This is a genomic window from Paracoccaceae bacterium (assembly GCA_019454225.1).
GTDB lineage: Bacteria > Pseudomonadota > Alphaproteobacteria > Rhodobacterales > Rhodobacteraceae.
Genome location: CP075370.1, coordinates 2,721,775 through 2,736,946, shown reverse-complemented (window position 1 = coordinate 2,736,946; position 15,172 = coordinate 2,721,775). Strand labels below are relative to the sequence as shown.

Here is a 15,172-nt window from a genome sequence, read left to right as displayed (position 1 = left end):
GGTGCCGCTGGACCCGCGGAACCTGCCAATGGCGGTGGCCCGTTCGCTAGGCCGCCGCCATCCCGCCGCGCAACTCGGCAAGGACCTCTGCGGCGATCCCGAAGGACCGGACCCGTGCACTGTGGTCGTGTATCATCCCCGTCACCATCAGTTCATCCGGGGCGTGAAGCGAGAGGATCGCCTGCAGCCGGTCCCGGACCGTCGTGCGCGAGCCGGTCGCCGAACAGGACAGTGCCTGCCCGACCTGCGCCAGGACCGCCGCCGGAATCTCCTGCTCGATGTCATGGACGGGCAGGGGAAGCTTGCCCGGCTTCCCCGTCCTGAGGCGCGCGAACGCCAGAACCTGCGAGGATCGCAGGAACGCGGCCTCGGCGTCGGTCTCGGCAGCGCAGACACCCGCCGCGATCATCACATAGGGTTCCTGCAGTCGCTCAGAAGGCCGGAAGGTGCCGCGATACACGGCAAGCGCCTCGCCCAGCATCGCCGGAGCGAAGTGCGAGGCAAAGGCGAAGGGCAGGCCCAGATGCGCGGCCAGTTGGGCGCCATAGAGGCTCGACCCGAGGATCCAGACCGGGACCTGCGTCCCCTCTCCGGGAATGGCCCGCACATGCCTTCCCTCCGTCGGCTCCCCGAAATAGCCGATCAGTTCCTGGACGTCGTGGGGAAAGCTGTCGTCCGGCGCCATGTGGCGGCGCAGCGCCCGGGCGGTGGCCATGTCGGTGCCGGGTGCGCGGCCCAGCCCCAGGTCTATCCGGCCGGGAAACAGCGTCGCGAGTGTCCCGAATTGTTCCGCGATCACGAGCGGGGAATGGTTTGGCAGCATGATGCCCCCGGCGCCGATGCGCATCGACGTTGTGGCGGCGGCAACCTGCCCGATGACAACGGCGGTTGCGGCGCTGGCGATGCCTGGCATGTTGTGGTGTTCGGCCAGCCAGTAGCGGTGATAGCCGAACCCCTCCGCGGCGCGGGCCAGGTCGATCGTGCAGGCGAGCGCGTCTGCGGCGGTCTTCCCTTCCGGGATCGGGGAAAGATCAAGAAGCGAGAATTTATGCATGGCGCCCTCCGGTGCAGTTCACCTAGGCAGTGCAAGGACGCAAGCCAAGGGCACGCTCGCCGATCGCGCATCGCCGCAGCAGTGCAATGGATCCTGGGCCACGCAAGCCCAAAGGATCCCGACCGGGCGCATCCCCCGCCGTACCCCCGGAACCGGCGCGCTTCTTTTCAACGCGATCGGCGATGTGTCGAAGAAATGCCTCGCCGCCGTGGCCGACATCGCAATTTCGCGGCTACGAGAGCGGTTACGCCTCCGCTCCGTCGAGCTTTGCTGTCCTCGCCACATCCAGGAACGCGCGGACCAGGGCGGACATCCGGCGCCTTGTGGCCATGACGGCATGGACCTCGACGGGCTGGCGCGTCCAGCCGGACAGGACCGGTGTCAGGCTTCCTGTGGTGACGAAGGGCGTTGCCTGGAACCGGGGCAGCAGCGCAATGCCAAGGCCCGCGACGGCCATGTCGCGGACGGCCATGTTCGTATTTGCGAGGTAGCGGGGCCGCGCGGGCAGCGCGCAGGTCTCGGTGCCGCGCACGACCTCGGCGGGCGAACCCGTGAAGCCGATGAAGCCATCTGCGACAAGTTCGGCCGGATGCCTGGGCGCACCATGCGCGGTCACGAATGAGGGAGCGGCGTAGAAGCCATAGCTCACTTCGCACAGCTTGTGCGCGATCAGGTCGCTGTCAGCCATGCGCCCGACGCGGATGGCGAGGTCGAAGCCTTCGTACACGATATCCGCCACGCGATTGGTGAAATCGACTTCCACCGAAACCTCGGGCCAGCGGTCCAGGAACACGCGCACCCAGCCATTCACCGCCAGCAGCCCGAACTCGTAGCCGCAGGTTATGCGCAGGCGACCGCGCGGATGATCGGCACGACCCTTGAGCGCATCCTCGGTCTCGGCAAGTGCGTCGAGGATCGCGCGTGCACGGACCGCAAGTTCCCGCCCTGCATCGGTGGGCGAAAGCGACCGGGTCGATCGGTTCAGCAGCCGCGTGCCGAGCTGATCCTCAAGCCGGGCGATGATCCGGCTGACATGCGCCTTGTCGCTGCCCGCGAGGTTGGCCGCACGCGTGAAGCTGCCCGCCGCCAGCACGGTCAGGAACAGGCGCAGGTGATCGGTGTTCAGTGTTGCCTCCATGGACAACAGTCTGAGGCTTCAGCGCAGATTTTTCAACCTTCCGGCATCGAAGAAACTGCGGGGCATCGAAACCGAAAGGAACCGCCGATGACCCGCCGGGACTTCTTCACGGCAACCGCCGTCGCCGCGCTTTTCCCCCTTCCAACCCAGTCAAAGGTGTCCGCCATGGCCGCACGCCCCTTCACCATCGCCGTACCCGATGCCGTTCTCGAAGACCTTGAAACCCGCCTGCGCTTGACCCGCTGGCCCGACCGCATCGAAGGCGCGGCCTGGGACTATGGGATCGACACCGACAGGCTCCGTCCATTGGTCGAGCACTGGGCCGAGGGGTTCGACTGGCGTGCGGTCGAGCGAGACCTGAACGCGCTGCCGCAGTTCGTGGCCGAGGTCGACGGTGAGGCGATCCACTTCATCCATGCCACGGGGCAAGGGGGCCGCCGTGTCCCGCTTCTGGTCCTGCACGGCTGGCCGTCGTCCTTCCTTCAGATGACCGACCTGATCCCGCTCCTGACCGCCGAACGCGCGGGCCTGAGTTTCGACGTGATCGTGCCCTCGCTGCCGGGCTTCGGCTTTTCCGCTCAACCCAGAACGCGCGGCATGGGCGTGGCGCGCATCGCCGGCCTGATGACCCGGCTGATGACCGGGGTCCTGGGATACGACCGTTTCGCCGGGCGGGGCAGTGACCTGGGTGCCGGAGTGCTGCAGCAGATCGCGCTGCAATCGCCTGACCGGCTGATGGGCCTGCACCTGTCGGGGACCAATCCCTACATCGGTCATGTCCCCGACGACCTGTCACCCGAAGAGGCCGAATTCGTCGCCCGCGCGCAAGCCTGGATGCAATCCGAGATGGCCTACGCGATGCTGCATGCGTCGAAGCCCGACACCCTTGCCGTCGCACTGAACGACAGCCCCGCGGGTCTTGCCGCCTGGGTGCTGGAAAAGTTCCACGCCTGGACCGACGCCGACGATTTCGTCGCCCGCTATGGCCGCGACCGGCTCTTGGCGAACCTCACCCTCTACTGGGCGACGGGGACCATCGGATCGTCCATGCGGCTCTACTACGAGACCCTGCGCGCCCCGGGCCAATGGGGCCGGGTCGCGGTGCCGACGGCCATGCTGATGACGCCGCACGACATGTTCGCCACCCCCCGCGCCTGGGCGGAGCGAAGCTACAACGTGCAGCGCTGGACCGATATCGACCGGGGCGGGCATTTCCTTGAATGGGAGGAGGCTGCTATCGTTGCGGATGACATGCGCGACTGGTTCCGGGGGCAGAGGTGATGGCGGCTGGCAGCAATCTGCCGCGGGTCGAGGTGACAAGCCGGTCACAGTTGCGCGCCTGGCTCGCGGAGCATCACGCAACCTCCGGCAGCATCTGGCTGGTCACATGGAAGAAGCAGAGGCCGGACCTCCATCTGCCCTACGATGCGATCGTCGAAGAGGCCCTGTGCTTCGGCTGGGTGGACAGCCTGCCGCGAAAGCTGGACGCAGGGCGCACGATGCTGCTTCTTTCGCGGCGCAAGCCTCGCAGCGCGTGGTCGGCGGCGAACAAGGCGCGCGTCGCGCGCTTGACGACGGCCGGCCGGATGGCGCCGGCGGGACTGGCGGCTGTCGATACGGCACGGGCCGATGGATCGTGGGCCTTTCTCGACGACGTCGAACGGCTGGAGGTGCCCGTCGATCTGGCCGCCGCAATGGTGATGTATCCCGAGGCTGCGGCGCATTTCGCCGCCTTTCCGCGATCCGTCCGGCGCGGCATCCTGGAATGGATCAAGCAGGCGAGGCGGCCGGACACGCGGGCGAAACGGATCAGTGAGACAGCCAGTCTTGCAGCGCAGAACAAACGGGCAAACCAGTTCCGCTGATCGTTCTGGCCAGTCCAACGGGGAATCGAGCGTTCGACCATGGTTCGATGCGGGTCGATGGCGGAGGGGATGGGCATGCCGTCGAACCTTCTCCACCTGATTAACATCCTAATCATCTGTTTTCATTACAAATCTGAACAGGCTCCCACCGCGATCCCCGATGCATTCAACAAGGATCGGTGTTTGCATTGACATGTCTTCCGCTTCAGTTTCAGAACTGTCGAGCAAGGCGATGTCGGTAGCCGGCCCAGCCGTCATGTCGACATAAGCCAAGTCCGACATGCGAAAAGCGTAGGTGTCCAAGACGCGGGAGTATTGCGGCAATGAATGCCGCCAAGGAAACTCGATCGTCAGCAGGATGACCGACGTATCGCAGTAGCGGCCCTCGACAATCAGAAACGGTTCCGGATCGTTCGCACCCTCGCCGTCAAACTCGTAGTGTGCCTGTCGGCCCGTTGTTTTGTCGGTCAGATAGATATCAAATCGGTCCTCGCCTTGTGGTCGCAGTTCAACCCGGAGCTCAGCGGTTTCTACCGAAGGGCCATCGAAGATTGTTTGACCAACGGACCGGCTGGCGAGGCCCATAAGCAAGACAACAGCAAGGAGCCGAAGGGCGCTTCTCATTCCGCATCCTCGAAGCGCGGGCGAGAGACGGAGAACCGACAGACGTTTGCGAAGACCCCCGACTCGCTCAGCCGACGAACGTTTTCCCAGCGCTGCCCATAGGAGTCCGTCCCACGATTGATGATTGCAGTAATGCTATCGGCAGCAGCACGGTTAATACCTGCGTCCGCCAGCGAAAAGAGATTGTTGGCGTGCCAGAACCAAAGGGCCGAACGAACGGCGTAGCGCGGTGTTCCCAGCAAGTCCGGCTCGGCCTCGAAGTCGATCTGTTCACCGAACATTCGCGTGTGTTCTTCGGCGAAGGCCCGATAGTTGGCGCGGCCGGTGACTTGCTTCAGACCGCGACCGCGGAATCTCCACCCGTCACCACTCTCGACATTCCCGTTGCCGTTGCGGTCCGCATAGGCACGGTTTGCGATGGCTTCCTGATCTGCCGGATGGTCGGCAGTTCTCCCGTAGAGCAAGGCTTCTTCCGGGTTACGCCTGAAGTAGCTGAAGATCGATCCTAGGCGGTCCGCCCGATAGTCGAGGCTCTCCACGAGTCGCATTCGTTGCCCGACCTCTTGAAGCACCTGACCGAAGAAATGCGCCAGTCGTTCGGGACTGTTCAACTCGGCCGTCACGATCTGCAGGTCGATCTCCCTGGCAACTTGCGTCAGACGGGCTTCGTCGGCATCCGGGAATACATCGGAAAGACGATCCCCTGTCAGGATGTCGCAGACCGCTCCCTCTGGAAGAATCTGGGGATCAATGATTGGTTCTGCCGTGCACCGGCAATTCCATGCCTCGCCGGGATGCCCGCCGGCAGGAGGATTGGCCCACGCGAAGACCCGATCGTCGTGGTCTGCATGCGCAGCGCGAACACGGGCATCGTCCTGACTGCGCCAGATGTAGGTTGCGAGCTGCAGCGCATCTCTTTGAAAGTGGCCGTTCAGCGCCTCAGCATATCGCGCAAGGATCGCATTGATGACTGGGTCGTTGGGATTGACCGGCACGCCCGTTTCGTTCAGGCGACCCGCAACCGAACTGCGCAGTTGATCCCTGATCGCGGTGAGGTCGACCGACGTGATGTCAATGCTGACACCCTCGGGGAGAAAGCCATTCAGCCGGGCAACGCCTGTAGCCAGCGCATCGTCGATGATGCTGTCAAGCAGCCTGTCAGGGACCACCGAGAACTTGACTTCCGGCGCCTGAACCGGACCAAGCGGCAAGACGAAGACGCTGTTGCCGCCTGACCTGATCCAGGCCGCAAACTTGGTTTCGTGCCGCATCGGTTCCTCCGGGTCGTTGCCCGAAAGCAGTATCAGTCTGGCGCTAAGGTTGCATTAACTCTCCGAACGCGCCGGCGCATCTGGCAGAGATCGTTGGATTTCGGGGGCGTTCGGGTGGCGGAGAGGGTGGGATTCGAACCCACGGTGGGCGCAAACCCACAACGGTTTTCGAGACCGCCCCGATCGACCACTCCGGCACCTCTCCGCGTCAGGGGTCTTCGTGACGCGCTCTTAGCGAAGTGACACAGGGGCTGCAAGGGGCATCCTGACAGGTTGCGGGCGGGAAACGGCCGGCTCCTGTGCCGGGTGCTTGGCAACGGGGGGGCCAGGCATTACCTGCGAAGGGAAGGGTGCATGGGGCGCCCGTTCGGGGGGTGGACATGCCGGGAATCCGTATTCGACTGCTGACGGTTTGCCTGGTTGGCGCGCTTGCCGCCGCGCCGGTGGTTGTGCTGCCCCGGGGTGTGCTCGCACAGGCGGCCGGCGAAAGCGCGGCGCGCGCGGCCGATCTGACGGCGCTTCTGAAGATCGACGACTTCCTGGCCGTGATGCGGGACGAGGGGTTGGCCTATGGCAGCGAACTCGAGGACGAACTGTTCCCGGGGCGCGGCGGGGCCGACTGGACGGGCGCGGTGCAGGCGATCTATGACCCGCCGACCATGCTTGCGCGGTTCGAGGCGGCGATGGCGGCCGAGATCGGTGGAGATGCCGACACGCTCGCGGCCGCGCGGGCATTCTTCGGCACGGATCGCGGCAGACGCATCCTGACGCTCGAGATCGAGGCGCGGCGGGCGCTGCTGGACGAAGCGGTGGAAGAAGCCGCCCGCATCGAGGTCGAGGACATGACGGCACGGGGCGATGCGCGGCTCGACCTGCTGCGCCGCTTTGCCGAGGCGAACGACCTGATCGAGGCCAATGTGCAGGGCGCGCTCAACGCCAACCTCTCGTTCTACCGCGGCATGGCCGCCGCCGGGGCGATGGGCCAGGGCGTGAGCGAGGAGGAGATGCTGGCCGATGTCTGGGGGCAGGAACCGGAGATCCGCGCCGAGACCGAGGCCTGGCTGTTCCCCTATCTTGCCCTGGCCTACGGGCCGGTGTCGGACGCCGACCTTGAGGGCTACGTCGCCTTCTCGATGAGTCCGCAGGGTCAGAAGCTGAACCACGCGCTGTTCGCCGCCTTCGACGCGGTGTTCGGCCAGGTGTCCTATGACCTTGGCCGCGCGGCGGCGCTGCAACTCATGGGGCAGGACATCTAGGGGCCGGAGATCTGGCGCGCGCGCGTGGGCCCGGCGCTTGACAAGCCCGGGGCTGCGGATCATAAGCGCGCATCCCGGCGGGGCCTGTGCTTTGCCGGGTTTTACATTGATGACGCTCCCGCAGGGGGCGCGCTGTCCGAAGGCACCAAACGCCGGAGCGATCCGGGGCCGCAGGGCGCGGAAACCGAGAGAAGGAAGCGGCCCATGTTTGCGGTCCTCAAGACCGGCGGCAAGCAGTACAAGGTGCAGGCGGGAGACGTTCTGCGCGTTGAGAAGCTTGATGCCGAGGCTGGACAGAAGATCCAGTTCAACGACATCCTGATGGTCGGCGGCGAGACGCTGACGGTCGGCACGCCCTTCGTGGCCGGCGCCGCCGTGCAGGCCGAGGTGATCGACCAGATCAAGGGCGAGAAGACGATCCACTACGTCAAGCGCCGCCGCAAGCATTCGTCGCAGCGGACCAAGGGCCATCGCCAGCAGCTGACGCTGCTGCGTGTGACCGACGTGTTGGGCACGGGCGCCGAGGCGACCGGCGTTGCGGCCGCGACCGGAACGGCCGCCGCGCGCCGCGCCGCGCATGGCACCGCACCCGCGGCTGTGGAAGCACCCGCCAAACCCAAGCGTGCCAAGGCGGCCAAGCCCGCCGACGCCGCAACCGCGTAAGGAGCCCGTTCCATGGCACACAAGAAGGCAGGCGGTTCGTCCCGCAACGGTCGTGACAGCGCAGGTCGCCGTCTGGGCGTCAAGCTGTTCGGCGGTCAGGCGGCCATTCCGGGCAACATCATCGTGCGCCAGCGCGGCACCACCTGGCATCCGGGCGCGGGTGTCGGCATGGGCCGCGACCACACGATCTTTGCGACGGTCGAGGGTCATGTGACGTTCAAGCGCGGGCTCAAGGGCCGTACGTTCATTTCGGTGGTCCCCGCAGCCGAGGCAGCCGAGTAAGCCGAACCTTTACATCCGGGATGTAAGCAGGGGATCGGCCGGAAGGCCGGTCCCCTTCCTCATTTCCGCCGGGTTCGGCGGGCAGAAAGGGCCCCGGCGGCCGCAGGGCGACACGCCCGCGATGGTTGCGACCGGGTTGCAGCGTTCCCACATCATGTGTGGGACAGGAAATTTCGCGGGGTGGCGGGTGCCGCTCCGTCCGTGGTTTCGAGGAGGGAAGCCATGACACTCGACCTGAACAGGGCGGCAGCGGCGCCGCCGCCCCTTGCCGTGCCCGAGGGTGCGATCGCGTCCGGGCGCTTTGCGCTGCGCCCGGCCCGGCGCGCCGATGCCGGGCTGTTCGCCCTCTATGCGGGCGACCGGCGGGTTGCCGAGGCCACCCGATCCATCCCCCATCCGCTGCCGCCCGGTGCGGCAGAGGCCTTTGTCACCCGCGCGATGAAGCGCGGCGCGGGCGAGGATATCTGGGTCATCGACGGCACGCAGTCCGGCCTGCCCGAGGTTCTGGGCGTGATCAGCCTCAAGGCAATGGACCGCGGACAGTCCGAAATCGGCTACTGGGTGGCGCCCGCCTTCTGGAACATCGGCATCGCTTCCGAGGCGGTGCAGGCGCTGCTTGCGGCGAACCCGCAGGCCAACCGCACGATCTTTGCCGAGGTGTTCCAGGACAATCCCGGTTCGGCGCGGGTGCTGACGAATGCGGGCTTCGAATACATCGGCGACGCCGAGAGCTTTTCGGTCGCCCGCAATGCCCGCGTGCCGACCTGGACCTATCTGAAACGCCTTGGCTGACCACCCGTCCCCCCACCCGGCTGGTGCCGGGGGGCGCCCTTGATCCCGCGCCCGCAGGAGAGTATCGCCACAGGGCCCGCGACATGGGCCGCAGCCGAAGGCCCGTCCCATGAAGTTCCTCGATCTCGCCAAGGTCTATATCCGTTCCGGCGGCGGCGGCGGGGGCTGCGTGTCGTTCCGGCGCGAGAAGTTCATCGAGTTCGGCGGGCCGGACGGGGGCGATGGCGGCAATGGCGGCTCGGTCTGGGCCGAGGCGGTCGAAGGGCTGAACACGCTGATAGACTTCCGCTACCAGCAGCACTTCTTTGCCAAGAGCGGCCAGCCCGGCATGGGATCGCAGCGCACCGGCAAGTCGGGCGACGATATCGTGCTGAAGGTGCCCGTGGGCACCGAGATCCTCGACGAGGATGAGGAAACGGTGATCGCCGACCTGGTGACGCCGGGCCAGCGCGTGCAACTCGCCCGCGGCGGCAACGGCGGCTGGGGCAACATGCAGTTCAAGTCGTCCACCAACCGGGCGCCGGCCAACGCCAACCCGGGCCAGCCGGGGGTGGAACGCACGATCTGGCTCCGGCTGAAGCTCATCGCCGACGCGGGCGTGGTGGGCCTGCCCAATGCGGGGAAATCCACGTTCCTTGCCGCCGTGTCGAACGCCCGACCCAAGATAGCGGACTATCCCTTCACCACGCTGGTGCCGAACCTCGGCGTCGCGGCGGTGGACGGGCGCGAACTGGTCATCGCCGACATCCCCGGCCTGATCGAGGGGGCGAGCGAGGGTCGCGGCCTTGGCATGCAGTTCCTGGCGCATGTCGAGCGCTGTTCGGTCCTGCTGCACCTGGTGGACGGAACGTCGACATCCATCGTCAGGGACTACCGCACCATCGTGGCCGAGCTCGAGGCCTATGACGAGGTGCTGGGGGAAAAACCGCGCGTGCTGGCGCTGAACAAGGCTGATGCGGTGGATGCTGCGACGCTGTCGCGCCGTCGCCGGGCGCTTGAAAAGGCCAGCGGCGGGCCGGTTCTGGTGCTGTCGGGCGTCACAGGGCGCGGCGTGACCGAAGTGTTGCGGGCGCTGATGGCAGAGATTCAGGCTGCGCGCGCCGATGAGCCCGAGGATGCGCCATGGTCGCCGTGATGCAGGCGGTTGCCCCCGACGTGCGGCTGGCGCGGCGTCTGGTCGTCAAGATCGGTTCTGCCCTGCTGGTCGGCCCGTCCGGCCTTCGGTCGGACTGGCTGCTGGCGCTGGCGCAGGATGTGGCGGCGGTGCGTGCGCGGGGCGCCGATGTGGTGATCGTGTCGTCTGGGTCCATCGCGCTTGGCCGCAAGGTGCTGGGTCTGCCGCCGGGCGCCCTGGCCCTTGAACAGGCGCAGGCTGCGGCGGCCGTGGGCCAGATCCGTCTGGCCCGCGCCTATGAGGAGGTTCTGTCACCCCATGGCCTGACCACGGCGCAGGTTCTGGTGACGCTTGAGGATACCGAGGACAGGCGGCGCTATCTGAACAGCCGCGCCACGATGCAGACGCTGCTGTCGATGGGTGTCGTGCCCATCGTGAACGAGAACGACACGGTGGCGACCGACGAGATTCGCTTTGGCGACAACGACCGCCTTGCCGCGCAGATTGCCGTGACGGTGGGGGCCGATCAGCTCGTGCTGCTGTCCGACGTGGACGGGTTCTATTCTGCGAACCCCAAGACCGACCCCGCCGCCCGGCGCTTCGATCTGGTCGAGCGCATCACGCCCGAGATCGAGGCGATGGCAGGCGATCCGGTCAGCGGGCTGTCGAAGGGCGGGATGAAGACGAAGCTGATGGCAGCCAAGACCGCCGTCGCCGGCGGCTGTGCGATGGCGATCATGGAAGGCTCGGTGATGCGTCCGCTGTCCGCCCTTGCGGGCGACGCGCCGCGCACCTGGTTCGTGCCCGAGGGCGATCCGCAGGTCGCGCGCAAGCGGTGGATCGCAGCGATGAAGCCGCGTGGCGAGGTCAGGGTGGATTCCGGTGCCGTGGCCGCCCTGGCGCAGGGCAAGTCGCTGCTGCCTGCCGGGGTCATCGCGGTCACCGGCGGTTTCGGGCGGGGCGAACCCGTGGCGATCATCGGGCCCTCGGGCGAGGCCCTGGGCAAGGGGCTGATCCGCTATACGGCCACGGAAGCGCGCGCCATCGCGGGCCACCGCTCGGGCGAGATCGAGGCGATCCTGGGCTACCCCGGGCGCGCCGCACTGGTCCATCGGGACGACATGGTGATGTGACGGCAGGCGGGGCCTGACGCGGCCCCGCGCAGGACGGAGGATGCGATGGACGGGCAGGTCGATACCGGGCAGGTCGATACCGGGCTGATCGAGACGATGGGGCGGGCCGCGCGTGCGGCTGCCGCCGATCTTGCCTTCGCGCCCCCTGCGCAGAAGCAGGCGGCCATTGCTGCCGCGGCCGATGCGGTTCTGCAGACGCTGCCTGCGATCCTCGAGGCCAATGCGCGGGACATGGGGGCGGCCCGTGACAAGGGGCTGTCGCCCGCGATGTCGGATCGGCTGCGGCTTGACGCGGGGCGGGTGCAGGGCATCGCCGAGGGCCTGCGGGCCGTCGCGGCGCAGAATGACCCCGTGGGCCGCGTGCTGGCGGAATGGACGGTGCCCTCGGGGCTGACGATCCGGCGCGTGGCGACCCCCCTGGGGGTGATCGGCGTGATCTACGAGAGCCGCCCGAACGTGACGGCCGATGCCGGTGCGCTGTGCCTCAAGGCGGGCAATGCCGTGATCCTGCGGGGCGGTTCCGAGTCGCTCCATTCGTCGATGGCGATCCATGCGGCGATGGTCGCGGGCCTGCGCGCCGCCGGTCTGCCCGAGGCGGCGATCCAGCTGGTGCCCAGCCGCGACCGGGCATTCGTGGCCGAAATGCTGCGTGCGACCGACTGGATCGACGTCATCGTGCCGCGCGGTGGCAAGGGCCTCGTCGGCCTGGTCCAGTCCGAGGCGCGGGTACCGGTCTTTGCGCATCTGGAAGGCATCTGCCATGTCTACCTCGACCGTGCCGCCGATCCGGCAAAGGCGCGCGCGGTGGTGCTGAATGCCAAGACACGGCGCACCGGAATCTGCGGGTCTGCCGAATGCCTGCTGATCCATCGCGATCTCGTGGCGGGGCTTGGCGCGCAGGTGATCGCCGATCTGGTGGGCGCTGGGGTCGAGGTCCGGGCGGGCGAGGGGCTGCACCATCTGCCCGGGGTGAAACCGGCGTCGCCCGACGACTTCGGGCGCGAGTTCCTCGACATGATCATTGCCGCCGCCGTGGTCGATGACGTGGACGGGGCGATTGCCCATATCCGCCGCCATGGCAGCAGCCATACCGAAAGCATCCTGACCGAGGACGACGCGGCGGCCGACAGGTTCTTTACCCGGCTGGACAGCGCCATCCTGATGCGCAACGCCTCGACCCAGTTCGCGGATGGTGGCGAGTTCGGCATGGGCGCCGAAATCGGCATCGCCACGGGCAAGCTGCATGCGCGCGGGCCTGTCGGCGCCGAGCAGTTGACCAGCTTCAAGTATCTCGTCACCGGCGACGGGACGGTGCGCCGCTAGGCGCGCGATCAGAACGCGATCCGTATCGCGGTATCGGAGATCTCGACCGTCAGCTGGCGGCCAACGCGGTCGGCCGCCAGCGGGATCAGCGCGAAATGCACATGGGCGGGTGCCGGAACCGGGCCGCTGCCCTGTGTCAGCCCCCGCCAGAGCTCCGGGTCCACCCGCAGCCGCGCGCCTTCGGCCATGGCCAGCCAGCGACCGTCATCATCCAGCGTCACCGTGATGCGCCCGCCGAAGGGCAGGGCGGTCTCGCAGGCCATGATCACAAGGCAGGCAAGCTTGGCCTCCGGGCGCGACAGATCGGCGGGCGACTGCCAGCGGGTGACGATGCGGCCGCCGCGTGTCAGGTCAGCCAGGACCTGCACGATCTCTGACCGGCCGATCCGCTGCCCGGCCGACGCCGCCCCGAAGGCCACACGGAAGAACCGGACGCGGGCGTTGGCCTGGGCCACGCTGTCGGCGATCAGCGCCACCTCCGGGCTTTTCGTGCCGGATTCCATCATCAGAAGCTCGACCCCGTTGCCGATCGCCCCGATCGGGCTGATAAGGTCGTGACAGATGCGCGACCCGATCAGTGCGGCAAGATCGGTGTCGTTCGCAGGCTGGCTGGCAGAGGGGTCTTCGGTCGCGTCGTCGCGCATCGGGGTCTCGATCCGAAAAGGCGGCCTGGCCGCAAGCGGGGAACCTTGGCATGTCGAACGCAGTCCTTTCGCCCGGCATGCTGGTCGTTCATCCCGGTCAGCCCGACTGGGGGCGCGGCCAGGTGCAATCGGCCATCGGCGACCGGATCACGGTCAACTTCGAACACGCGGGCAAGGTGGTGATCGACGGGCGCATGGTCGAACTGACACCCGTCTTCGGCTCCCCCCCCGATCCGCACATCTGACGCTAGGGATGGGCCGTCCGAAGTTCAACCACAGATTGTTGCGTCCCCGGTACATGGCGGCGAAGGCTGTTGCATCGCTGCCGCCCCACCCCTAATACGGCGCCAGCCGCAGGGGACGGCGCTCCGGGAGAGGCGATGAAGGCGGACGATCCGCATCTTGTCTTGCGTCTTGCACGCGACGAACGCGATCTGCGGGCGGCGCAACGGCTGCGGTATGCCGTGTTCGTGCAGGAACTTGGGGGCGACGGCCCGCTGGTCGATCATGCGGCGCGGTTGGAGATCGACGAATTCGACACGGTCTTTGATCATCTGATCCTGGTGGACACGCGGCGCGATGCCGCGGCGCTTGATGACGTCGTGGGGGTCTATCGCCTGCTGACATCCGAACGCGCCGCAGGGTTCGGCCGCTTCTATTCCGACAGCGAATACGACCTGTCGCCGCTGGTCGCCACGGGCCGGCGGCTGGTGGAACTCGGGCGGTCCTGCGTGCATGTCGATTACCGTGGCGGTTCCGCGATGTTCCACCTGTGGAACGGGTTGGCCGACTATGTGCTGTCGCGGGGAATCGAGGTGCTGTTCGGCGTGGCAAGCTTTCACGGGCGCGATCCGGCACCGCTGGCACAGCCGCTGTCCTGGCTGTACCACCACCACCTGGCACCCGCGCCGATCCGTGTGCGCGCGCGTCCCGAACACCGGCAGGAGATGGACCTGCTGCCGCCCGAGGCACTGGACCGCAAGGCGGCGATGCTGGCCACGCCCGCGCTGATCAAGGCCTATCTGCGACTGGGTGGCTACGTCGGTGACGGGGCCTGGATCGACCACGCCTTCAATACCACCGATGTCTGCCTGATCATGGACACCACCCGGATGAGCGACCGGCATCGCGATTTCTACGCCCGCAAGCAGGACCGCGCCCCGGCATGAGCGACTGGCTTGCCGCGCGCCTGCCGCCCTGGCGGCCCGGCCCGGGTGACTGGCTGCGGATCGTGCTGCGGGGGGCGCCGCTGTTCGCCGTGACCTACGGCTGCCTTGTGATTCTGCTGCTGGTGCGACTGGTGGAGCGGCCGCTTTGCGGGCAGGCCCGCCCGGTGACGCCATACATCACCCGCTTCGTCTGCCGCAGTGCGCTGCGGTTCATGGGGCTGCGGCTGGTGCGCCACGGACAGCCGATGCGACAGAAGGGCGCGGTCGTGGCGAACCACGCCACCTGGCTGGACATCTTCGTGCTGAACGCCTGCGACTGCGTGTATTTCGTCGCCAAGTCCGAGGTGGCGGGATGGCCGGGCATCGGCTGGCTGGCACGCGCGACCGGCACGGTGTTCATCGCCCGCAAGGGCGCCGAGGCCAAGGACCAGGCGGCGGTTTTCGAGGCGCGGCTGAAGGCCGGGCATCGCCTGCTGTTCTTCCCCGAGGGCACATCGACCGATGCGCTGCGGGTGCTGCCGTTCAAATCCACGCTGTTCGCCGCCTTCTTCGCCGAGGATCTGCGCGACAGCCTGCATGTCCAGCCGGTCAGCGTGGTCTATCATGCCCCGAAGGGCCAGGATGCGCGGCTTTACGGCTGGTGGGGCGACATGGAGTTCGGCAGCCATCTGGCGCGCATCCTTGCACAGCCACGGCAGGGGCGGGTCGAGGTGACGTTCCATCCGCCGGTCGCGGTTTCCGCCTTTCCCGACCGCAAGGCGCTGGCGCAGCATTGCGAGCGGGTGATCCGGTCCGCCCATGACGCGGGGCATGCGGCCGGGTGACCGGGCCCCACGCGCCGCGC

Annotated in this window: 17 protein-coding genes and 1 tRNA gene; 12 read left to right on the top strand and 6 right to left on the bottom strand. The window is 67.3% G+C overall.

What is annotated here, in order from left to right:
* Positions 1-46: 46 nt before the first annotated feature.
* Together KF887_12970 and KF887_12965 are read right to left on the bottom strand one after the other, a co-directional pair.
* A complete protein-coding gene (locus tag KF887_12970) occupies positions 47-1,054 on the bottom strand; it encodes an LLM class flavin-dependent oxidoreductase (GenBank protein QYK40331.1) in 1,008 nt (335 codons plus the stop codon).
* Positions 1,055-1,298: 244 nt separating this feature from the next.
* Positions 1,299-2,192, bottom strand: coding sequence for a LysR family transcriptional regulator (locus tag KF887_12965; protein QYK40330.1), 894 nt, complete (start codon positions 2,190-2,192; stop codon positions 1,299-1,301).
* An 87-nt stretch (positions 2,193-2,279) separates the two neighbouring features.
* Here KF887_12965 and KF887_12960 point away from each other — a divergent pair, with 87 nt between their 5' ends.
* Both KF887_12960 and KF887_12955 read left to right on the top strand, forming a co-directional pair.
* Positions 2,280-3,473, top strand: a complete 1,194-nt coding sequence (locus KF887_12960) for an epoxide hydrolase (GenBank protein QYK40329.1) — start codon at positions 2,280-2,282, stop codon at positions 3,471-3,473.
* Complete coding sequence (locus KF887_12955; GenBank protein QYK40328.1) at positions 3,473-4,057, top strand: YdeI/OmpD-associated family protein; 585 nt, start codon at positions 3,473-3,475, stop codon at positions 4,055-4,057. Before KF887_12960 ends, KF887_12955 begins: the two co-directional genes overlap by 1 nt.
* 108 nt (positions 4,058-4,165) lie before the next feature.
* Here the strand turns inward: KF887_12955 and KF887_12950 are convergent, their stop codons facing one another.
* The 3 genes from KF887_12950 to KF887_12940 all read right to left on the bottom strand — a co-directional run bounded on the left by KF887_12950 (position 4,166) and on the right by KF887_12940 (position 6,157).
* Entirely contained in the window at positions 4,166-4,681 is a 516-nt protein-coding gene (locus tag KF887_12950; GenBank protein QYK40327.1) for a hypothetical protein, read from the bottom strand.
* Entirely contained in the window at positions 4,678-5,952 is a 1,275-nt protein-coding gene (locus KF887_12945) for a hypothetical protein (protein QYK40326.1), read from the bottom strand. The genes KF887_12950 and KF887_12945 overlap by 4 nt, the downstream gene beginning before the upstream one ends.
* 115 nt (positions 5,953-6,067) lie before the next feature.
* Positions 6,068-6,157, bottom strand: a tRNA-Ser gene (locus KF887_12940).
* A gap of 175 nt (positions 6,158-6,332) precedes the next feature.
* Here KF887_12940 and KF887_12935 point away from each other — a divergent pair.
* The 7 genes from KF887_12935 (at position 6,333) to KF887_12905 (ending at position 12,515) form a co-directional block, all read left to right on the top strand.
* Entirely contained in the window at positions 6,333-7,208 is an 876-nt protein-coding gene (locus tag KF887_12935; GenBank protein QYK40325.1) for a DUF2059 domain-containing protein, read from the top strand.
* Between the two features lie 204 nt (positions 7,209-7,412).
* Positions 7,413-7,871 carry a 50S ribosomal protein L21 gene (rplU, locus tag KF887_12930; GenBank protein ID QYK40324.1) on the top strand — a complete coding sequence of 153 codons (459 nt, stop codon included), beginning with the start codon at positions 7,413-7,415 and terminating at the stop codon, positions 7,869-7,871.
* Positions 7,872-7,883: 12 nt separating this feature from the next.
* The gene (gene rpmA / locus KF887_12925) at positions 7,884-8,153 is read left to right on the top strand and encodes a 50S ribosomal protein L27 (protein QYK40323.1); all 270 of its coding nucleotides are present in this window, start codon (positions 7,884-7,886) and stop codon (positions 8,151-8,153) included.
* A gap of 222 nt (positions 8,154-8,375) precedes the next feature.
* Positions 8,376-8,945, top strand: a complete 570-nt coding sequence (locus tag KF887_12920) for a GNAT family N-acetyltransferase (protein ID QYK40322.1) — start codon at positions 8,376-8,378, stop codon at positions 8,943-8,945.
* Positions 8,946-9,054: 109 nt separating this feature from the next.
* Positions 9,055-10,080, top strand: a complete 1,026-nt coding sequence (gene obgE / locus KF887_12915) for a GTPase ObgE (GenBank protein QYK40321.1) — start codon at positions 9,055-9,057, stop codon at positions 10,078-10,080.
* Positions 10,068-11,192 carry a glutamate 5-kinase gene (locus KF887_12910; GenBank protein ID QYK40320.1) on the top strand — a complete coding sequence of 375 codons (1,125 nt, stop codon included), beginning with the start codon at positions 10,068-10,070 and terminating at the stop codon, positions 11,190-11,192. Before obgE ends, KF887_12910 begins: the two co-directional genes overlap by 13 nt.
* 45 nt (positions 11,193-11,237) lie before the next feature.
* Positions 11,238-12,515: a glutamate-5-semialdehyde dehydrogenase gene (locus tag KF887_12905; protein ID QYK40319.1), complete on the top strand. Its 1,278-nt coding sequence runs from the start codon at positions 11,238-11,240 to the stop codon at positions 12,513-12,515.
* Positions 12,516-12,523: 8 nt separating this feature from the next.
* On the opposite strand, the gene KF887_12900 is transcribed toward KF887_12905, so the two are convergent.
* Complete coding sequence (locus tag KF887_12900) at positions 12,524-13,159, bottom strand: histidine phosphotransferase (protein QYK40318.1); 636 nt, start codon at positions 13,157-13,159, stop codon at positions 12,524-12,526.
* Between the two features lie 50 nt (positions 13,160-13,209).
* Between KF887_12900 and KF887_12895 the strand changes: the two genes are divergently transcribed.
* The 3 genes from KF887_12895 (at position 13,210) to KF887_12885 (ending at position 15,152) form a co-directional block, all read left to right on the top strand.
* Positions 13,210-13,404 carry a DUF3553 domain-containing protein gene (locus KF887_12895; protein QYK40317.1) on the top strand — a complete coding sequence of 65 codons (195 nt, stop codon included), beginning with the start codon at positions 13,210-13,212 and terminating at the stop codon, positions 13,402-13,404.
* 135 nt (positions 13,405-13,539) lie between these two features.
* Positions 13,540-14,328, top strand: coding sequence for a GNAT family N-acetyltransferase (locus KF887_12890; GenBank protein QYK40316.1), 789 nt, complete (start codon positions 13,540-13,542; stop codon positions 14,326-14,328).
* Positions 14,325-15,152: a 1-acyl-sn-glycerol-3-phosphate acyltransferase gene (locus KF887_12885; GenBank protein QYK40315.1), complete on the top strand. Its 828-nt coding sequence runs from the start codon at positions 14,325-14,327 to the stop codon at positions 15,150-15,152. Before KF887_12890 ends, KF887_12885 begins: the two co-directional genes overlap by 4 nt.
* The last annotated feature ends 20 nt before the right edge of the window (positions 15,153-15,172 follow it).